14 protein-coding genes, 15 tRNA genes and 1 rRNA gene (1 of these 30 running past the window's edge) are annotated in these 18625 nt (G+C 50.6%); 27 read left to right on the top strand and 3 right to left on the bottom strand.

Annotated features, from left to right (window positions below; translation table 11 throughout):
* The 18 genes from JNE38_RS21415 to JNE38_RS21330 all read left to right on the top strand — a co-directional run.
* Positions 1 to 2123: ribosomal RNA gene (locus JNE38_RS21415) — 23S ribosomal RNA — on the top strand (it extends 804 nt beyond the left edge of the window).
* Between the two features lie 52 nt (positions 2124 to 2175).
* Positions 2176 to 2251: transfer RNA gene (locus JNE38_RS21410), tRNA-Asn, on the top strand.
* 7 nt (positions 2252 to 2258) lie between these two features.
* Positions 2259 to 2334: transfer RNA gene (locus JNE38_RS21405), tRNA-Thr, on the top strand.
* Positions 2335 to 2357: 23 nt separating this feature from the next.
* A tRNA-Glu gene (locus JNE38_RS21400) sits at positions 2358 to 2434 on the top strand.
* A gap of 24 nt (positions 2435 to 2458) precedes the next feature.
* Positions 2459 to 2534 (top strand) — tRNA-Val (locus JNE38_RS21395).
* Positions 2535 to 2563: 29 nt separating this feature from the next.
* Positions 2564 to 2640, top strand: a tRNA-Met gene (locus JNE38_RS21390).
* A 125-nt stretch (positions 2641 to 2765) separates the two neighbouring features.
* Positions 2766 to 2842 (top strand) — tRNA-Asp (locus tag JNE38_RS21385).
* Positions 2843 to 2942: 100 nt separating this feature from the next.
* Positions 2943 to 3018: transfer RNA gene (locus JNE38_RS21380), tRNA-Thr, on the top strand.
* Positions 3019 to 3023: 5 nt separating this feature from the next.
* Positions 3024 to 3108, top strand: a tRNA-Tyr gene (locus tag JNE38_RS21375).
* A 13-nt stretch (positions 3109 to 3121) separates the two neighbouring features.
* Positions 3122 to 3197: transfer RNA gene (locus JNE38_RS21370), tRNA-Lys, on the top strand.
* A 17-nt stretch (positions 3198 to 3214) separates the two neighbouring features.
* Positions 3215 to 3301: transfer RNA gene (locus JNE38_RS21365), tRNA-Leu, on the top strand.
* A 19-nt stretch (positions 3302 to 3320) separates the two neighbouring features.
* Positions 3321 to 3396, top strand: a tRNA-Gly gene (locus tag JNE38_RS21360).
* A gap of 3 nt (positions 3397 to 3399) precedes the next feature.
* Positions 3400 to 3476, top strand: a tRNA-Arg gene (locus JNE38_RS21355).
* Between the two features lie 29 nt (positions 3477 to 3505).
* Positions 3506 to 3582: transfer RNA gene (locus tag JNE38_RS21350), tRNA-Pro, on the top strand.
* A gap of 26 nt (positions 3583 to 3608) precedes the next feature.
* Positions 3609 to 3696: transfer RNA gene (locus JNE38_RS21345), tRNA-Leu, on the top strand.
* 12 nt (positions 3697 to 3708) lie between these two features.
* Positions 3709 to 3782: transfer RNA gene (locus JNE38_RS21340), tRNA-Gly, on the top strand.
* A gap of 159 nt (positions 3783 to 3941) precedes the next feature.
* Positions 3942 to 4727: a hypothetical protein gene (locus JNE38_RS21335; RefSeq protein WP_203353165.1), complete on the top strand. Its 786-nt coding sequence runs from the start codon at positions 3942 to 3944 to the stop codon at positions 4725 to 4727.
* Positions 4727 to 5185 carry a hypothetical protein gene (locus tag JNE38_RS21330; protein WP_203357673.1) on the top strand — a complete coding sequence of 153 codons (459 nt, stop codon included), beginning with the start codon at positions 4727 to 4729 and terminating at the stop codon, positions 5183 to 5185. The genes JNE38_RS21335 and JNE38_RS21330 overlap by 1 nt, the downstream gene beginning before the upstream one ends.
* A gap of 402 nt (positions 5186 to 5587) precedes the next feature.
* On the opposite strand, the gene JNE38_RS21325 is transcribed toward JNE38_RS21330, so the two are convergent.
* Positions 5588 to 6748: a sensor histidine kinase gene (locus JNE38_RS21325; RefSeq protein WP_203353164.1), complete on the bottom strand. Its 1161-nt coding sequence runs from the start codon at positions 6746 to 6748 to the stop codon at positions 5588 to 5590.
* A 212-nt stretch (positions 6749 to 6960) separates the two neighbouring features.
* Here JNE38_RS21325 and JNE38_RS21320 point away from each other — a divergent pair, with 212 nt between their 5' ends.
* The 9 genes from JNE38_RS21320 (at position 6961) to ytfJ (ending at position 13802) form a co-directional block, all read left to right on the top strand.
* Positions 6961 to 7611, top strand: a complete 651-nt coding sequence (locus JNE38_RS21320) for a TerC family protein (protein ID WP_203353163.1) — start codon at positions 6961 to 6963, stop codon at positions 7609 to 7611.
* 69 nt (positions 7612 to 7680) lie between these two features.
* Positions 7681 to 8265, top strand: coding sequence for a YkoP family protein (locus tag JNE38_RS21315; RefSeq protein ID WP_203353162.1), 585 nt, complete (start codon positions 7681 to 7683; stop codon positions 8263 to 8265).
* Positions 8265 to 9392: an MGDG synthase family glycosyltransferase gene (locus tag JNE38_RS21310; RefSeq protein WP_203353161.1), complete on the top strand. Its 1128-nt coding sequence runs from the start codon at positions 8265 to 8267 to the stop codon at positions 9390 to 9392. Before JNE38_RS21315 ends, JNE38_RS21310 begins: the two co-directional genes overlap by 1 nt.
* A 97-nt stretch (positions 9393 to 9489) precedes the next feature.
* Positions 9490 to 9696 carry an alpha/beta-type small acid-soluble spore protein gene (locus JNE38_RS21305; protein WP_203353160.1) on the top strand — a complete coding sequence of 69 codons (207 nt, stop codon included), beginning with the start codon at positions 9490 to 9492 and terminating at the stop codon, positions 9694 to 9696.
* An 83-nt stretch (positions 9697 to 9779) separates the two neighbouring features.
* Complete coding sequence (locus tag JNE38_RS21300; RefSeq protein WP_203353159.1) at positions 9780 to 10640, top strand: DUF421 domain-containing protein; 861 nt, start codon at positions 9780 to 9782, stop codon at positions 10638 to 10640.
* Positions 10641 to 10753: 113 nt separating this feature from the next.
* Entirely contained in the window at positions 10754 to 11401 is a 648-nt protein-coding gene (gene sleB / locus JNE38_RS21295; RefSeq protein ID WP_203353158.1) for a spore cortex-lytic enzyme, read from the top strand.
* A 168-nt stretch (positions 11402 to 11569) separates the two neighbouring features.
* Positions 11570 to 12535: a 3D domain-containing protein gene (locus JNE38_RS21290; protein WP_238933406.1), complete on the top strand. Its 966-nt coding sequence runs from the start codon at positions 11570 to 11572 to the stop codon at positions 12533 to 12535.
* Positions 12536 to 12601: 66 nt separating this feature from the next.
* Entirely contained in the window at positions 12602 to 13264 is a 663-nt protein-coding gene (locus JNE38_RS21285; protein ID WP_203353156.1) for a DUF2953 domain-containing protein, read from the top strand.
* An 88-nt stretch (positions 13265 to 13352) separates the two neighbouring features.
* Positions 13353 to 13802, top strand: a complete 450-nt coding sequence (gene ytfJ, locus JNE38_RS21280; protein WP_203353155.1) for a GerW family sporulation protein — start codon at positions 13353 to 13355, stop codon at positions 13800 to 13802.
* Between the two features lie 57 nt (positions 13803 to 13859).
* On the opposite strand, the gene fliD is transcribed toward ytfJ, so the two are convergent.
* Together fliD and pyc are read right to left on the bottom strand one after the other, a co-directional pair.
* Complete coding sequence (fliD, locus tag JNE38_RS21275; protein ID WP_203353154.1) at positions 13860 to 15104, bottom strand: flagellar filament capping protein FliD; 1245 nt, start codon at positions 15102 to 15104, stop codon at positions 13860 to 13862.
* A 50-nt stretch (positions 15105 to 15154) separates the two neighbouring features.
* Positions 15155 to 18601: a pyruvate carboxylase gene (gene pyc, locus JNE38_RS21270; protein WP_203353153.1), complete on the bottom strand. Its 3447-nt coding sequence runs from the start codon at positions 18599 to 18601 to the stop codon at positions 15155 to 15157.
* Positions 18602 to 18625 lie beyond the last annotated feature (24 nt).

The raw sequence follows: 18625 nt of genomic DNA, 5'->3' as shown, positions 1-18625 counted from the left end.
GATGAGGTGTGGCTAGCGGTGAAATTCCAATCGAACTCGGAGATAGCTGGTTCTCCCCGAAATAGCTTTAGGGCTAGCCTCGGAATTTAGAGTCTTGGAGGTAGAGCACTGATTGGGCTAGGGGCCCTCATCGGGTTACCGAACTCAGTCAAACTCCGAATGCCAATGACTTATGTCCGGGAGTCAGACGGTGAGTGCTAAGATCCATCGTCAAAAGGGAAACAGCCCAGACCATCAGCTAAGGTCCCCAAGTATACGTTAAGTGGGAAACGATGTGGAGTTGCCCAGACAACCAGGATGTTGGCTTAGAAGCAGCCACCATTTAAAGAGTGCGTAATAGCTCACTGGTCGAGTGACTCTGCGCGGAAAATGTAACGGGGCTAAACGTATCACCGAAGCTATGGCAGTCCTTATGGACTGGGTAGGGGAGCGTTCCAAGCAGCAGTGAAGCCGTACTGGAAAGAGCGGTGGAGCGCTTGGAAGTGAGAATGCCGGTGTAAGTAGCGAAAAGACAAGTGAGAATCTTGTCCACCGAAAGCCTAAGGGTTCCTGGGGAAGGCTCGTCCTCCCAGGGTTAGTCGGGACCTAAGCTGAGGCCGAAAGGCGTAGGCGATGGACAACAGGTTGATATTCCTGTACCACCTCTGTTCCGCTTGAGCAATGGCGTGACGCAGGAGGATAGGGTGAGCGGCCTACTGGATGGCCGTCCAAGCAGTAAGCCTGGTGTGTAGGCAAATCCGCACACCGTAAGGGCAAGCTGTGATGGCGAGGGAAATTTAAGTACCGAAGTCCCTGATTTCACACTGCCAAGAAAAGCGTCTAGCGAGGAATAAGGTGCCCGTACCGCAAACCGACACAGGTAGGCGAGGAGAGAATCCTAAGGTGCGCGGGATAACTCTTGCTAAGGAACTCGGCAAAATGGCCCCGTAACTTCGGGAGAAGGGGCGCCCCGGTAGGGTTTATAGCCCGAGGGGGCCGCAGTGAAAAGGCCCAAGCGACTGTTTAGCAAAAACACAGGTCTCTGCGAAGCCGCAAGGCGAAGTATAGGGGCTGACGCCTGCCCGGTGCTGGAAGGTTAAGGGGATGGGTTAGCGCAAGCGAAGCTTTGAACCGAAGCCCCAGTAAACGGCGGCCGTAACTATAACGGTCCTAAGGTAGCGAAATTCCTTGTCGGGTAAGTTCCGACCCGCACGAAAGGCGTAACGACTTGGGCGCTGTCTCGGCAAGAGACCCGGTGAAATCATAATACCTGTGAAGATGCAGGTTACCCGCGACAAGACGGAAAGACCCCATGGAGCTTTACTGTAGCCTGGTATTGGAACTTTGTGCATCATGTACAGGATAGGTGGGAAGCTGAGAAGCAGGGGCGCCAGCCTCTGTGGAGCTGTCGGTGGGATACCACCCTTGATGTACGGAGTTTCTAACTCGTCGCCCTTATCGGGCGAGAGGACCATGCCAGGTGGGCAGTTTGACTGGGGCGGTCGCCTCCCAAAAGGTAACGGAGGCGCCCAAAGGTTCCCTCAGAATGGTCGGAAATCATTCGTAGAGTGTAAAGGCAGAAGGGAGCTTGACTGCGAGACCTACAAGTCGAGCAGGGACGAAAGTCGGGCTTAGTGATCCGGTGGTTCCGCATGGAAGGGCCATCGCTCAACGGATAAAAGCTACCCTGGGGATAACAGGCTTATCTCCCCAAGAGTCCACATCGACGGGGAGGTTTGGCACCTCGATGTCGGCTCATCGCATCCTGGGGCTGAAGTAGGTCCCAAGGGTTGGGCTGTTCGCCCATTAAAGCGGTACGCGAGCTGGGTTCAGAACGTCGTGAGACAGTTCGGTCCCTATCTGTCGCGGGCGTAGGAAGTTTGAGGAGAGCTGTCCTTAGTACGAGAGGACCGGGATGGACGCACCGCTGGTGCACCAGTTGTCACGCCAGTGGCACAGCTGGGTAGCTATGTGCGGACGGGATAAGCGCTGAAAGCATCTAAGCGTGAAGCCCCCTCCAAGATGAGACTTCCCACAGCGCAAGCTGGTAAGACCCCTCATAGACGATGAGGTTGATAGGTTCGGTGTGGAAGCGTGGTAACACGTGGAGCTGACGAATACTAATCGGTCGAGGACTTATCCACACATTCTTTAGCAAACATGCGTATTCAGTTTTGAAGGAATGACCTTCAATGTTCCTCGGTAGCTCAGTTGGTAGAGCAATCGGCTGTTAACCGATCGGTCGGCGGTTCGAGTCCGTCCCGAGGAGCCATATTCATGCTCCTGTAGCTCAGTCGGTAGAGCGTTTCCATGGTAAGGAAGAGGTCGCAGGTTCGATTCCTGTCGGGAGCACCATGATTATTACCCAACCATGCTATGGCCCGTTGGTGAAGCGGTTTAACACAGCAGCCTTTCACGCTGTCATACAGGGGTTCGAATCCCCTACGGGTCACCATAAAATATCCCATTAAGAGAATGTGGAGGCTTAGCTCAGCTGGGAGAGCATCTGCCTTACAAGCAGAGGGTCGGCGGTTCGATCCCGTCAGCCTCCACCACTATTACTACTGACCGAATAGGTCCCTGTCGCGGGATGGAGCAGCTCGGTAGCTCGTCGGGCTCATAACCCGAAGGTCGCAGGTTCAAATCCTGCTCCCGCAACCAAATTATTCACTTGAACTACGTCGAATGTACATCTTGCTCAAGTGAGATGGGAGTACCCGTAGGGTGCAACCAAATTTTCTCCTTGTACGACCTTGAATAAGCGTCGAGTTCAAGGAAAATAATATGGAGCTGTGGTGAAGTTGGAGTTCACGCCGGTCTGTCACACCGGAGGTCGCGGGTTCGAGTCCCGTCAGCTCCGCCATTCTTTTCAAGAATGGCAACATTCATGAAGATGAAAGACGTTTACAATTAGTGAAAAAATGTTGATTATCTATGAATGATTTGGTAAAATAAATACGTTCGCCGGTATAGCTCAATTGGTAGAGCACCTGACTTGTAATCAGGGGGTTGTGGGTTCAAGTCCTATTGCCGGCACCATCACTGGGGAGATAGCGAAGTGGCTAAACGCGGCAGACTGTAAATCTGCTCCCTCTGGGTTCGGCGGTTCGAATCCGTCTCTCCCCACCAGTTTTCTTAATGAGAGCCATTAGCTCAGTTGGTAGAGCATCTGACTTTTAATCAGAGGGTCGAAGGTTCGAGTCCTTCATGGCTCACCAGTTTTTAAACTTTACATGCGGTCGTGGCGGAATTGGCAGACGCGCTAGATTCAGGTTCTAGTGGTGGCAACACCGTGGAGGTTCAAGTCCTCTCGACCGCACCAAACAACTGCAAAATTACATGCGGACGTAGCTCAATTGGTAGAGCGTCGCCTTGCCAAGGCGAAGGTCGAGGGTTCGAGACCCTTCGTCCGCTCCATATGTGCCCTTAGCTCAGCTGGATAGAGCGTTTGACTACGAATCAAAAGGTCGGGAGTTCGAATCTCTCAGGGCACGCCACTTTTCATCTAGAGTGAAAAGGATACAGTCGGGAAGTAGCTCAGCTTGGTAGAGTACTTGGCTTGGGACCAAGGGGTCGCAGGTTCGAATCCTGTCTTCCCGACCATGATTTGCCCATCATTTTCTTGCTTTGCCGGGGTGGCGGAATGGGCAGACGCAACAGACTTAAAATCTGTCGGGAGTTTCTCCCGTACCGGTTCAAGTCCGGTCCTCGGCACCATCTCAATTACATGCGGGTGTAGTTCAATGGTAGAACCCCAGCCTTCCAAGCTGGTCGCGTGGGTTCGATTCCCATCACCCGCTCCATATGAATAGAGGAGAACAGAGAGCCAATTTGGCCTCTGTTTTTTTGTGTTTATTCAGTAATGTTAATGTCATTCAACACGGGATAGACCATGTCTCGTTTGAATGGTTCCTCAAGCATTTGGGCAAATTACAACCAAATAGCTTCAAAGGTGGTCAATTATGGAAAGTCAGGGAACAGTTCGAAATATGCGCAACAAGGCATATGTCAGTTTGCTGGGAACCACACAACTTCATAAAAGAAATCCTTATATTATTGCTGCGTGGTCCTTGGCTTTCCCCGGTTTTGGGCACCTTCTACTGAGCAAATATCTCCGAGGCTACGCATTGATTATATGGGAAGTGTTCATTAATCAATTGATTCATCTGAATGAAGCAATGGTGTATTCCTTTAACGGTCAGTTTCAAGCGGCAAAAGATATATTGGAACCCAGATTCACGATGCTTTACATACCTGTTTATTTGTTTGCGATATGGGACAGTTATCGATCCACTGTTGATATGAATAAGATTTATCTACTCGCACAAAGAGAGAATGGGTTTTATGACGTTTTTCGCATTGGAGCAATAGAAGTAAACTACCTTGACAAACGCAAGCCTTGGATAGCAGTAGTATGGTCTCTGGGAATACCCAGCCTTGGGCAATTGTATCTCCATCGTATTGTTTTAGCAGGGTTTATTTTTGTATGTTCCATTATTCTCGTATGGAAATCTAATCTGATCCTCGCCATTCACTACCTGATCCTAGGTAACATACGATTTTCCACACTTGTTTTGGAAAAGCAATGGCTCTTGTATTTACCCTCGTTTTATTTCTTTTCGATCTACGATGCTTACATGAATACAGTAGAGAATAATAAACTTTTTGAAGACGCACTAAAAAATCACCTATTGCGGAAATACCAGCCTTCAGGCACCCAAATAACAGTTGGGGGCATGGTAGAGTGATGCAAATATTCGTCACGTTTGAATACTCTACTTTACTGGAAATCGCTATAACCGAATTGGAGGAAAAAGGGATAACGGAGATCTACGCCGTTCCGCTTGATCCACGTAAAAAACACCCCAGGCTGCTGGATAGCATTCACCGTAGTGATGGTTTGTCTTTAGTGGATAAAGGGATGGTACTGGCCTTCATGTTCGCTACCATCGGGGCAACCAAAGGTTTTGTCTGGGACTGGGGACCCGTCATCTGGGGGTTAATCGGAGCAGCTGCCGGATTTATTACAGGCGTTCTGCTGAATTGGATTATTTATCTGCTCAAGCGACACAAGAATGAACGAGAACTGAAGAAGGGAAAAACGGGGGAGGTCATCTTAATCGTGACATGCGAGGAGAATAACGTTTCTGTTGTCGAAGATATTCTATGGGATCATCAGGCACTCGGGCTGGCTATAACGAAGTGATATCATCACTGCTTTGCTAGGTACAAGATCCTAATGTGTGAAGTCAAACGTGGCTGACCCCTTTCATGTAGTTCTATATAATCCGCTCGGCATTGGTATTTGAGATTGAGGCATTGTTTGTGCCGAAACAGCTAAGCAAAATGGATCAGTACAGCAGAACAGGCGATTCATGCCATAGCGAACCGGGCAGTGTGCGAAGTATTGGCACCATGACAAAAAAGGATCCATGCATGCTTCCCTACAGTCTGCATAGATCCTGGCACGTGTCGAAGTCTGTCTAATCTTTTGAGTGGTAGAAACATATGTTTTCGTGTAGAGTTAGCCTTAGGTCGCTTACCAACCAAACGGTAACGGATCTCTTGCCTCGCCTCCTGAGCATCAGGGGGCATTTTTTGTGCCCAATCACAGAGTGGGGGCAGGCTGATCCACCTCAGTCTCAATCGGGAGGGATACGACAAATCGGGTGCGCTTCTCATTGGAATCGCAATGAATGCTGCCTTGGTGCTTCTCGATGATGTTTTTACAGATGGACAATCCGATGCCTGTCCCATTTTGTTTGGTTGTAAAAAACGGCTGAAACAAACTCTCGACGATCTCCGGCGGTATCATCTCTCCATTGTTCTCTACACTCAAATACAGCCATCCGTCAGAGGATGTGGCGATGACACTGATACTTTTTTCAGGACGATGCTGGACCGCGTCAATGGCATTGTTCAGTAAGTTCACAATGACTTGCTTTAGGCCTTCTTCATAACAAGCGAGAGAGCAGGGGTGGATTTGTTTTTCAAAGCGTATGTTTTCTCCCAGCAAACGGGGAGTGATGAGCAATTCCACTTCTTCAAATAAGCTTTCTACTTGAACGGTCTTGAAAATTTCATCCAAGATCGGTTTTTTCGAGAAACTCAAGAAACCGGTAAGCTGTCGATGCAAATTTTCAAACTCATGCATGACAACCTGAATGTAAGACTGCAATTTGGCCTGTTCCTTGGTAGACTCTCCGATCAGCTTCAGGAATCCTTCGATCGCACAGAGCGGATTTCGGAGCTCATGGGCCATGTTTGCTGCTATTTTACCGAGCATCGTCAATTTGTCGTTGTGTAAGTAGGAAATGGTCTCTTCTTTTTGGACCAGCTCTTCATTCATCATTTGCTCAAAATGGTAGACCGCCCAGAAGACACTCTCATCCATCGCTTTACCGAGCTGTGTCTCCAGATAAAGCATATCGGTAGAGGACAACGACCATTTATGCAGCTCTGGTTGAAGAACCCGCCAGAATACATTCCGATACAATTGATACGTACGCAAAATGGAGGAGAAGGGGAATTCCTGCGAGCGCAGCCACTCTCCCATATCCAGGGACCACGTCTGCATATCTTGATCCACATTTTCCACCAGATAGCGAGCTAATAGCACCGTACGCTTTTCCGCGAAATCGCGAGGGATTGTTACAGGGATTTCCATACTGCGAACGATTTCTTGCATCCACAATGTGGTAATGCTTGGTGCCATATCTAAAATTTTCCTAGAAACATTAAAAAGATTAAGCGTCACGGTCTCCACCATCTCTTATCCACCCCACTAAAATCGTAATGGAAAAGGGCTAGGAAAGACAAGGTATAATTCTCCTAAATTCGCAATAAAATGTTTTTTTATGGAAGTTCTTATCTACAAAATCCGCTAAAAAGTTCCTTTATTCGGAAAAAAATTTAAGCATGAGTCCGATTTTAGTCGCATAAAGTAGAATGGACAGACTTTGGTGGACCAGGGAGGCAGGGATGGAAGAGCATTTTTGGCTGGGACTGGTGCATATTTTTATGATCGATCTTGTCCTGAGCAGCGACAATGCGGTTGTGATCGGGATGGCTTGCCGGGGGCTTCCACGGGAAGAAAGAACACGAGCCGTCCTGTACGGGACACTAGGTGCGATCCTTTTGCGAATTTTACTGACAAGCCTGACAACCTGGATGTTAGATATCCCGCTGGTCAAAGCGATAGGCGGGTTTTTGCTGCTATGGATCGCATGCAAGCTGATGTTGGGAGAAAACGAGGAACTGGCAGAAGTTTCCCGCAATCAGACCGTGGGGCAAGCGGTTCGCACCATTATTTTGGCAGATTTTGTAATGAGTCTGGACAACGTATTGGCGGTTGGCGGTGCTGCACATGGCGATATATGGCTTGTCTTGTTGGGGCTATTGATGAGCATCCCTCTCTTGATGTGGGGCAGTGCCTTCATAGCGCGGCTCATGAACCGTTTTAGCTGGCTCGTCATCGCAGGAGGTGGCGTGCTCGCATTTACGGCTGTTGAAATGTGCCTGGAGGATCCATACATATGGAAATGGATCAATCCTCTCATGCTTAATCATATGTGGCTGCCGGTCATCGTCGCGGCTCTCGTCATGCTGTGGGGGCGAATAAAAAGGGCGTAATCAGGTAATGAGGGTACTGCATTCTGGGGCATACTACGAAAAAATAGTCCAGAAAGGATCCGGATGCAGATGAATTCGAGTCTCTTGGTGCTCTGGGGGCTGTGGGACGATGTGTATCAGCGCTGCACGCGACTCAAATACATAGAGAAGGGGGCCAATATTTTTCGTGTGGTGCCACTTCGTTACCGAGGTGAGACTCTGGTCACATCAGACAATCAAACCATTTTCAACGGTGATCTCATCGTCAAAATACATATTCATAATTACTACTTCGCAACGCTCTGCAAAGGGGTCAAAGACGACTTGCGGGTAGCCCTGCTTCTCCGGCGGCAAATCATGGTATCTTTGCCGAAATTGGCTGCTTATCTAGAGTCCATGCCGGAGAGAGAAAGAATTAAAGGGATTGTCGGGACTACGATGCTGCATAAAGGGGTCCAGCCTTTGGGCTTTTCCATTTCAGATGTTCCCATGAATTGGTTTTTCCGATACAAGCGGTGGTATTTGCGGCTGCTGCTGCGTATCGTTCATCCTGATGGCAAAAAGCGGGTGCAAACCTGGAACCACGAGATGCCCTTAAAGAGGGTCTACATGTCCAAGGAAGCATTGCTGAAGCGCTATGGAACGATGCACGCATCCACAGGAGAGGTCGACTGATGGGTAAGCGATTTTTATTCGTCATGGAGGAATGGGCGGGAAGTGGCCACAGGATGGCCGCCCAGGCGCTTGCAGAGGAATTACGCTTACGATCTGGCGTAGAGTCGACAAGAATTGTTGGAGGGTTGGAGACGGCCAGTCCCGCATTGCGGGGGCTGTCCCGTTTTTTTTATCTGGGGATGCTGCGCTATGCACCTCCCCTCTGGCAACGCCTGTATGAACAGGAGAGCCTGTGGAACGCGGCATTGAAAAAGCCGTTGGGGTGGTGGCTTTCTAAAAGGCTGATTCAAGAGCTTCTGCTGAAGGAGGAGCCCGACGTCGTCGTAGCCACTCATGCGTATTGCTTGTCTGCACTGGCTCATGCCAAGCAAAAAATGGACAAGCCATTTCATCTTGTCAGCATCCCGACGGATTTCCACATTAATGGATTTTGGGTTCATCCCCTGATTGATACGTATATCGTGGCTCATGAGCAGCTGGCTGACGTTTTGGCCACCGATTATCAGGTGAGTCCCGAAAAAATTCACGTTCATGGCATTCCGGTACGTCCTGATTTTTCACGAGCGGACATAAGGGACAAGCCCAACTGGAGAGTCCAATTAGGCCTAGAACCAGAGAAATTCACCGTGCTGATAAGCGGAGGCGAAGGAGGGCACGGTGGGATAAAGCGGGTACTGCAGGAGTTGCTCCACGTCCAAGAGCCGATGCAGATTATCGTGATTGCGGGGAAAAATGCCCGACTTCACCAGCAGCTCGAAGCATGGCTGCGACAGGAAGAAAGCCTGCAGCACATCGTATGGATCAGAGGCTATGAACAGCAAATGTGGCAATGGATTGGAGCTGCAGATGCCTATATCACAAAGCCGGGAGGGATCAGCTGTGCCGAGGCGCTGGCAATGAAAACCCCGCTTATCTTATATCAACCCTTGCCTGGACAAGAGAGACGAAACAGCGGGTTCTTCATGAGGAATGAAGCAGCCATTGTCGCCATGTGCCCCGAGGATATTCGTACGGTCATCGGGCGTTGGAGAAACAAAAAGCAGTGGGAAGACGCGATCATGAGGATGGAAGTCGTGCGCCGTCCCGATTCAGCCCAACGAACCGCAGAATATCTGCTGGGGTTATAAAGCTATAAATTGGAAGTGAAAAAAATTGTTTTGAAACGAATGAACTTCTAGCCGTTCACACATATTAAAGCTACCAACGACGAGGAGGTGAAATAAGATGGCTAACAACAACGGTGGAAACAGTAACAATCTGCTCGTACCACAAGCGAACCAAGCTTTGGACCAGCTGAAGTACGAAATCGCATCCGAGTTCGGCGTTCAGCTTGGACCTGACACCACTTCCCGTCAAAACGGTTCAGTTGGGGGAGAGATTACAAAACGTCTTGTCTCCTTCGCTGAACAACAATTGGCTGGTCGTGGCTAATTGAATAAGCTGGATGGGGAAAGGCACCTGCGGGTGTCTTTCCTTTTTGAACGCTTGAAAACGCTGAAAAGGAGGAAAGAAGGATGCCAGACTGGCTAAACATAGCACTTCGGTCAATTGGAGCACTGGTCTATTTGTTTCTTCTCACCAAATTAATCGGCAAAAGACAGATAAAGCAACTCACTTATATTGAATACATAGTCGGAATCACGATCGGTTCCATCGCCGCTTTCATGGCTACGGAGATGGATGGGCCCATTTTTCACAGCCTGATCTCCCTTACGATATTTGCGGTCTTCCCTGCTCTGAGCGAATGGATCTCGCTCAAGAGCAAATGGTACCGTGACATCATGGAAGGAAAATCGACAATCGTGATTCAAGACGGCAAGATATTAGAGAACAATCTCGCCAAGGAGAAGCTGACTTCCGAAGATTTGCTAGAGCAGCTGCGCGTCAAAAACGTCTTTCGTGTAGCGGATGTCGAATTTGCTTTGATGGAGACAAGCGGAGAGTTAACCGTGATGCTAAAAACGGAGCAAGCACCCGTAACACCTAGTCAGCTGGGCTTACACGTTCCAAAGGCCAAAGCCCCCCAAACCATCATCATGGATGGCAAAATCATGCCGATTCCATTGGCTGCCATTGGAAAAAACCAGGTGTGGTTGGAAACGCAATTGAAAAGGCGCAACAAGTCGGTGGAAGATGTTTTCCTCGGGCAAGTCGATGAGAGCGGGAATCTATACCTTGATTATATGAGCGATGCAGGCAGTAACAAGAAGAAAACGCAAATAGAGGAAACTTATGAGACTTTGAAGCAATGCCTGAAGGATCTGGAGCAGCAGGCGAATGCGGAGCAAGACTCGAAGCTGCAGCAGAAATACAAGGATAACGCAGGAAAGCTCGAAGAAATATTGAAACAAATTCAGCCGCGGTACAAGCACTGAGAATCGGGGAATTTCCATGCAAGGCAGGAATCCATTGGCGCCCTTTGTAAAATGCTTGAATTGAACCTACTTTCGCCAGCTTGTAGAATGAGTGCGTAAGGAGGGACGTTTTTATGTGGTTGAACAAAAAGACGCTGACTACCTTGCTGCTCGCAATTTTGGCAGTGGCTATTGTTATGCCTACGGAGTCGTTTGCCGCTACACAGCTGCAACGAGGGAGCGTAAACGGAGACGTCTGGGATGTGCAATACCGTTTGCAAATGCTCGGTTACTACAATGACAACCTGGATGGCATCTATGGCAGCAATACAGCCAATGCTGTCAGAGCGTTTCAGCGAAATTACGGACTTACTGCAGATGGTGTGGTAGGTGACGACACATGGCGTGTAATGAAGAAAGTATCTGTGAATCGAACAGAGATGCAGCTGCTCGCTCAATTAGTGTACTCGGAAGCGCGCGGAGAATCATATGTAGGCCAGGTAGCAGTCGCTGCCGTTGCCATGAATCGGATGCAATCCGCCAATTTCCCCAACACCATCCGAGAGGTCATCTTTGAACCGTATGCCTTCACGGCAGTGGATGATGGTCAGTTCTGGCTTACTCCGGATGTGACTGCCTACCGAGCTGCCTGGGACGCTGTGAGAGGATGGGATCCATCGGGCGGTGCACTCTACTATTTCAATCCAGACACCGCTACTTCCAGCTGGATCTGGTCGCGTCCGCAAATTAAAAAAATCGGCAAACACATTTTCGCGAGTTAATGGATCTGCGGATGCCCTTGGGTCAGGAAACAGCCTGAATCAAGGGCGTCCTTTTCGGTTTTTCCAGAGTACTGGTAACAATTGTGCGTTGTTTTTCGTCTCAGGTCCACTAAAATGATAGGAAAGTTATACATACCGCTATATCGGAGGTTGATGATGAGGAAAACGATGATCCTGGCCTCTCTGGCTGCCATGATGTTCATGGGAGTGCCAGCCGCAGAGGCAATGACGAATGACACAGAGAATTCCACCATCCCGTACGCAGACGTTGCAGGTCACTGGGCAGAGAAACAAATTGAACAATTATACATAGCGGGAGCGGTTGGGCAGACGGATGCATTTCGACCGGATGACCCTGTGACTCTCGGAGAATTAATTACCTTGTTCGTCAAGGCAAAGGGGGTTGAGCCCGTCCAATCGACGCAATCTTCTTTCGCTGACGTTCCTGCGGGCAGCTGGTTGTCCCCTTATGCGGAGATAGCGTATCGACTGGGAATGGTTCATGGGCAAAAGCAAGGCAACCGGGTCTACTTGAACCCAAATCAGACCGTGCAAAGAGAAGCGATGGTCTCCATTCTTATCCGTGCCATGGGACAGAGCGGAGCGGTCAATCAGCTGAAATGGTCAACGACGATGCAATCCTTGGCCAAGTATGAAGATGGAAATGATGTGAAAGAGGATTTCCAGCGGCCGCTCGTATATGCGCTGCAGAACCGTTTGGTCAGTCCTTACACAGACGGTACCCTCAAACCACAAACGACGATCACACGTGCAGAAGCGGCGACCTACGCTGCATTGCATCTGCTGACGTCCAAAGCAGCGGATCAAGGAGCCTTGGCCAACGGGACAGCCTATCGCGAAAAGCTGACCGTAAAGACGACCGCTTACAGTTATCCGAGTAATTCGTCAGTTCTGTCTTATCTCGAGTATCCATTGCGCAAAGGGGTAGTCGCAGTCGATCCGAATGTGATTCCACTCGGGACACACTTGTACATCGACGGATATGGCTACGCAGTAGCGGCTGATATCGGCGGAGCAGTCAAACAGCGTCATGTTGACTTGTACCTTCCCACGCTCAGTGATGCACAGAGGTACGGAATGAAGCAAGGTGTGAACGTTTACGTTTTGGACTGATCGCGATCAATGGACATAAATCCCACTCTTTCCACCCATACTAGGAGGGAAGGGTGGGTTTTTTTGGTGAGCTGGCTGATTGTGTCCGTCATCGTTCTCGTCATCTTGGCATTCCTTACTCCCGTACAAATCTCGCTTTTCTATGGAAGGATCGGCGAAAACGATCATGTCGTCATCGAGGTGGCGGCATGGTTCCGTCTGATTCGCAGGAAGTACGAAATTCCCATGGTATTTCTGAAGCAGTCAGAAGCCGGTCCAGAGCTGGTGGCAAAAGTAGAGACTGTCCAGCAAAAGAGCAAAACGAAAGAAAAAATACAGGATTTGACGCGCAAGCAGGCGCACAAATGGTATCACAATTACCGTGAATATCTAGATAAAATTCATGATTTCCAACCGATGTTCAAAGAACTGTTCAAACATTTCCGCTGTACGAAGCTGGAGTGGCATACGGTTATGGGAACCGGACAAGCTTCAGAGACAGGAGCATTGACTGGTGTTGTTTGGGGCGTCAAAAGCATATTGATCGGGGTGATTTCCCATGCGGTTTCCTTGCGGGCCATCCCTCGCATGAGTGTGCAGCCGATATGGAATCAAGCCATGATTCGCACGAATTTCGATTGCGTGCTCCATTTCATGCTGGGACATGTCATTGTCGTTACAGTCAAAATGTATCTCCGTTTGCGAAAAAGGCGCGTGAGCAAATGGGGGACTGCACCGTCCGAAGCGTAGTATCGAGTAGCAGACAAGCTGAATGTACATGCTTCCCGTTTTTAAGGGCATGCTAACGAATGCGGAAAGATCGAAAGGAGGAAGCGACTTGGCAGACCACCCGATTCAAGGCTTAATGCGAACGGCAATGGAAAATATCAAGCAAATGGTCGATGTGAACACCATTATCGGGGACCCGGTAGAGACGCCGGATGGAAGCGTCATCTTGCCTATCTCTAAAGTGGGTTTTGGTTTTGCAGCAGGGGGAAGTGAGTTTCAGTACGACCGTGATCACCCGGGTGCGCTGAGCTATCCCTTTGGCGGTGGGAGTGGCGGTGGGGTGTCCATCACCCCAGTTGCCTTTTTAGTGGTAGGCAAGCAGGGGATTCGTTCCATTCCTCTTGAAAACTCGACGCATCTGTACGACCGAATTTTGGACTCTGTTCCACAGTTCGTCGACAAGATGCAAGCGATGTTCAAAAAGGACGAAACTACGCTGCACTCCACTACGGTAGTGGTGGAGGACAATGATCTGGAAGATTTAATGGAGCGAAGCTGAAGATGGCGGAAAAACAAAAACAGGTACGCTTGTCATGGGCGCACCTGTTTTTGATTTCTAAAACAACAGGTTGATGAACAATCCGGCCTGCATGTAACGCATGCTGGATGGCGATGGAGAGGCGTACGGAATACAGCCGCCAATTTCTTCAAAGGATCGGGAAAAGGAGCCGAGCGGCGAAGACTGAACATGCATGACTTCCTCGCGAAACTGCTTGGTCAATCCTTTCATGGCTTCCGCAAAATCTTCATAACGGACTTGAACCGCTTCCAGCCATGTATGGTCATCCTGCTCCAGCAGTCCGTTCGGCAAAAGTCTGATGCCAAACTGGCTGAGGACACCGTTCGCAGCTTGAGCCGCTCGTTCAAAATTCTCAAGCTTTTGCGTGGCCAGTGTTTCCTGTTGCTCTTGGAGAAAAAGCTGGAGACGGTTGTATGCTCCCACCAAACGACGGGTTTGCTGGAGCAAGCGTTCCGTATCAGGTGAGACTGTGATCGATACGGTACCGTTTCCGGCCTGCAGCATCGATACCTGTACCTCGCCACCTCCGATGCTGATTCGGTTGTGGGAAGAGAAGCCGCGCTGTCCGTCCAGGATGAATTCGGCATCGCCTGCACGCTTCTCTACGCGCTGGATTCCAGACGCTCGTACACTGTTGCCTTTTTGATCGTGCAAGGTAAAGCCGTGGTCCGCTCCTGTCTCGCTGCTCTCCAGGACAAGAGCCTGCATGCTCCCATTTTCCTCTACGCGCGGCAGTACGACGGATGGGCCTTGGGTGACGATCGCTTGTTCCATTCGCTTCATGCTTTGAGCGTGAGAATCAGCGGGATGGGAGTAAAACGAGTACGATTCCTCTCGTTCCCCTGAAACCACGGCAAATTGCTGATGACCTTGGGATACAGAAGTTGGGGTACTGCCTTCTTCCCATTTTCCTCTGTTGGTCTGTGTGCTTGCCAAGCGCAAGATATCGAGCTGATACGTCTTAGATTGCGCGCTGGCATATGCCTTTGCTGTGGCTGCCTCCGGATCTGAGCTGATCGCCTGCCGTTCATTGATGGTGCTGCCTTTCCGCTCAGGGTCGAACTCGCGAGCCGCCTTATCCAAATCAGCCGAATAGCGGTAGAGGCGTGATAAAGAATCGGACAGCTCAGTCCTCCATTGCTGCTCTCGGGTGTAGAACGGTTGAAGGTTGTAGCTGCTGATCGGATTGACTGGGGCGTGCAGCTTCGCCTGAACCATCTGAAAATGATACCGGCCGACCCGCTGGCTGTACGGGATATGGCTGATTCTGTTCACTTTCATTTCGGTACCTCCTCCGTTCACAAAAGTCCTACACCCATTATAGAGGATCTTTATTCCATTTCAATGAGGAGATCTCCAGTCTCGATCGCTTCGCCGGCTTTAACGTAGACGGACTTGATTTTTCCGTCCATAGGTGCTTGGATGGTCGTTTCCATCTTCATGGCTTCGCTGACCAATAGATGCTCCCCTTTGCGGACCTTGTCTCCTTCAGAGACCAGAACCTTCAACACTTTACCCGGCATGGATGCGCCCAGATGCGCCTGGTTTTGTGCGTCAGCCTTGCGCCGGATCTGCTCGCTGACGATCGCGGACTGATCGCGTACGAAGATTTCGCGAGGCTGACCATTCAACTCGAAGTAAATGATGCGTCGGCCATCCGGATGCAGCTCGCCGACTGCAACGAGCTTGATGATGAGCGTTTTGCCTCGTTCGATGGTGATCGCCGTCTCTTCCCCTGGACGCAGTCCATAGAAGAAAGTGGAGGTATTCAGGACGGAGAGGTCACCGTACTCTTTCATCCGTTGATCGAATTGCAGGTAAACCTGCGGATACATGATGTAGGAGAGGACATCCAGCTCGCTCGGTTCGCGCCCGATTTTCTCTTCCAGCTCAGTGGTGACCTGTGCAAAATCGATGGGTGCGAGCAGCTCGCCGGGACGCGCAGTGAAGGCATCGCGGCCCTTCAAGACGAGCTCTTGCAGGTTTTTCGGGAAGCCGCCCGGGGGCTGACCCAGATAGCCTTGGAAGAATTGGATGACGGAATCCGGGAAGTCGAGACGTGTGCCTTTTTCCCAGATGTTCTCCTCCGTGAGGTTGTTCTGCACCATAAACAGCGCCAGATCTCCCACGACCTTGGAAGAAGGGGTCACTTTTACGATATCCCCGCACATTTGGTTGACGACGGCGTACATGTGCTTGACTTCTTCCCAGCGTCCTTCCAAACCGACCGCTTTGGCTTGCTGTTCGAGATTCGTGTATTGACCGCCTGGCATTTCATGCACGTATACCTCGGTGTTGCTCGCTTTCATGCCGCTTTCAAAGCCCTGGTAGTACGGGCGAACATCCTCCCAGTAGTCCGAGAGCTTGTTGAAGGTTTCGAGAGAGAGCTTGCTGTCTCGATCGGTGTGTGTCAGGCTGGCAATCAGACCATTCAGACTAGGCTGGGAAGTCAGGCCAGACATCGAGCTCACGCAAGCATCTACGATATCCACGCCGGCTTCGATTGCCTTTAGCAGCATCGCACCGCCATTTCCAGAGGTGTCGTGCGTGTGCAGGTGAATCGGAATACCAATCTCCTGCTTCAGGGCACGTACCAGCTCGTAGGCAGCGTACGGCTTCAGGAGGCCAGCCATGTCTTTGATCGCGAGAATGTGAGCGCCGGCTTGTTCCAGCTGCTTCGCCAGATCGACGTAGTAGGCGAGCGTGTATTTGGTTTTGGATGGATCGAGAATGTCGCCGGTGTAGCAGATGGATGCTTCGGCGATTTTGCCGGTATTGCGAACGGCCTCGATGGCGGTCTGCATGCCCGGCAGCCAGTTCAGGCTGTCGAAGATGCGGAAGACGTCGATGCCATTTTCCGCAGATGCTTTGACGAAGGATTGGATGACATTATCCGGGTAGTTGGTGTAGCCGACAGCATTTGCCCCCCGCAGGAGCATCTGGAACAAGATGTTGGGAATCCGCTCGCGCAAGATTTGCAGTCGTTCCCACGGTGACTCCTGCAAGAAGCGCATGCTGGTGTCAAAAGTAGCGCCGCCCCACATTTCCAGAGAGAAAAGTCCCGCGCCCAGCTTGCCTGTAGCCTCAGCGACAGAAGCGAGATCGTACGTGCGCACACGCGTCGCAAACAGAGATTGGTGAGCGTCGCGGAAAGTCGTGTCGGTAATCAGTACCTGTTTCTGCTCTTGAATCCACTTCACAAGCCCGTCAGCGCCATCGCGATCGAGGATTTGTTTGGTTCCGTCCGGATAGGGCTGGCTGAATGGCGTGCGTGGAATCCGCGGTGAATCAAAATGCGGTTTTTTCTCGGGCTTGCCGATACCAGGATACCCGTTGACAATGGTATTCCCGATGTAGGAAAGTAATTTTGTCCCCCTGTCCTGGCGACCAGGGAAAACGAAAAGCTCCGGTTTTGTATCGATGAAGGATGTGTCGTAGCTGCCACTCAGGAAATCAGGGTGGGTCACGACGTTTTCCAGGAAAGGCAGGTTGGTCTTCACGCCGCGAATGCGGAATTCGCGAAGGGTCCGCAGCATTTTGCGAGCGGCTTGATCAAAGCTTGTTCCGTAGGTCGAAATTTTGACCAGCAGCGAATCGTAGAACGGCGTAATGATGGCGCCCGGATAACCGTTACCGCCATCGAGACGTACGCCAAAGCCGCCGCCTGAGCGCCAAGCGAGGAGACGTCCCGCATCCGGCAGGAAATTGTTTTCCGCGTCCTCGGTTGTCACGCGGCACTGGATGGCGTATCCGTTCATCGTGATGGCATCCTGCGAATCGATGCCAATTTCCGCATCGGAGAGAAGATGTCCTTCGGCAACGCGGATCTGTGCCTGCACGATATCGATTCCCGTGATCAGCTCGGTGATGGTATGCTCGACCTGAATGCGCGGATTTACCTCGATGAAGTAAAAACGCTTGTCAGGGGTGAGCAAGAACTCGACCGTACCTGCATTGGAATATCCAGCCTTTTGCATCAATGTCAAGGCAGCCTGGCAAATGTCATTTCGCAGCTCGTCATCGAGGGACAGGCTGGGGGCGACTTCCACTACCTTTTGATGGCGGCGCTGCACGGAGCAATCTCGTTCGAAGAGATGGACGATGTTGCCGTGATTGTCCCCAAGAATTTGGACTTCAATATGCTTTGGCTGCTCCAGATAGCGCTCCAGGTATACTTTCGCATTTCCAAACGACGAGCGTGCTTCTGAGCGGGCGCGATCCAGGGAGTCCTGGAGCTCATCCTGGCTGCGGACGATGCGCATGCCGCGACCGCCACCGCCGGATACGCCTTTGATGATGATCGGATACCCGTATTCTTTGGCAAAGAGGAGAGCTTCCTGCAACGTTTCGATTGGTTCTGGGGTCCCAGGGATGACGGGTATGTTCGCTTCGACAGCAAGACGTCTCGCTTCGACCTTATCGCCAAACTTGTCGATCAGCTCAGAGGATGGGCCGATAAAAATGATTCCTTCATCCTGGCAGCGTTTTGCAAAATCGGCGTTCTCTGCGAGGAAGCCATAGCCCGGGTGAATGGCATCGATGTCGTTGCGCTTGGCGATTTCGATGATGCTTTCGATGTCCAGGTAAGCTTCGATGGGACCTTTTCCGGCGCCCACCAAATAGGACTCGTCCGCTTTGAAACGATGAATCGAGACGTTATCCTGCTCAGAGTAAATGGCTACAGTCCGGATTCCCAGCTCGGTTGCGGCACGGAAGATGCGAATGGCGATCTCGCCGCGGTTGGCAACCAGTAATCGATTGATCTTTCTCTTTTGCATGGTTTCTCTCCCCTTTTATCGCTT

Source organism: Brevibacillus choshinensis (assembly GCF_016811915.1).
GTDB lineage: Bacteria > Bacillota > Bacilli > Brevibacillales > Brevibacillaceae > Brevibacillus > Brevibacillus choshinensis_A.
Note: the sequence above shows the minus strand (reverse complement) of the source record. Positions and strands in the feature narration are given on the sequence as shown.

Bases quoted from the DNA above. Each gene is read 5' to 3' on its own strand.
- pyc (WP_203353153.1), bottom strand. From the start codon at position 18,601: ATGCAAAAGAGAAAGATCAATCGATTACTGGTTGCCAACCGCGGCGAG.
- JNE38_RS21335 (WP_203353165.1), top strand. From the start codon at position 3,942: ATGGAAAGTCAGGGAACAGTTCGAAATATGCGCAACAAGGCATATGTC.
- JNE38_RS21330 (WP_203357673.1), top strand. From the start codon at position 4,727: ATGCAAATATTCGTCACGTTTGAATACTCTACTTTACTGGAAATCGCT.
- JNE38_RS21305 (WP_203353160.1), top strand. From the start codon at position 9,490: ATGGCTAACAACAACGGTGGAAACAGTAACAATCTGCTCGTACCACAA.
- JNE38_RS21290 (WP_238933406.1), top strand. From the start codon at position 11,570: ATGATCCTGGCCTCTCTGGCTGCCATGATGTTCATGGGAGTGCCAGCC.
- JNE38_RS21300 (WP_203353159.1), top strand. From the start codon at position 9,780: ATGCCAGACTGGCTAAACATAGCACTTCGGTCAATTGGAGCACTGGTC.
- JNE38_RS21315 (WP_203353162.1), top strand. From the start codon at position 7,681: ATGAATTCGAGTCTCTTGGTGCTCTGGGGGCTGTGGGACGATGTGTAT.
- fliD (WP_203353154.1), bottom strand. From the start codon at position 15,104: ATGAAAGTGAACAGAATCAGCCATATCCCGTACAGCCAGCGGGTCGGC.
- JNE38_RS21325 (WP_203353164.1), bottom strand. From the start codon at position 6,748: ATGGTGGAGACCGTGACGCTTAATCTTTTTAATGTTTCTAGGAAAATT.
- JNE38_RS21320 (WP_203353163.1), top strand. From the start codon at position 6,961: ATGGAAGAGCATTTTTGGCTGGGACTGGTGCATATTTTTATGATCGAT.
- sleB (WP_203353158.1), top strand. From the start codon at position 10,754: ATGTGGTTGAACAAAAAGACGCTGACTACCTTGCTGCTCGCAATTTTG.
- JNE38_RS21310 (WP_203353161.1), top strand. From the start codon at position 8,265: ATGGGTAAGCGATTTTTATTCGTCATGGAGGAATGGGCGGGAAGTGGC.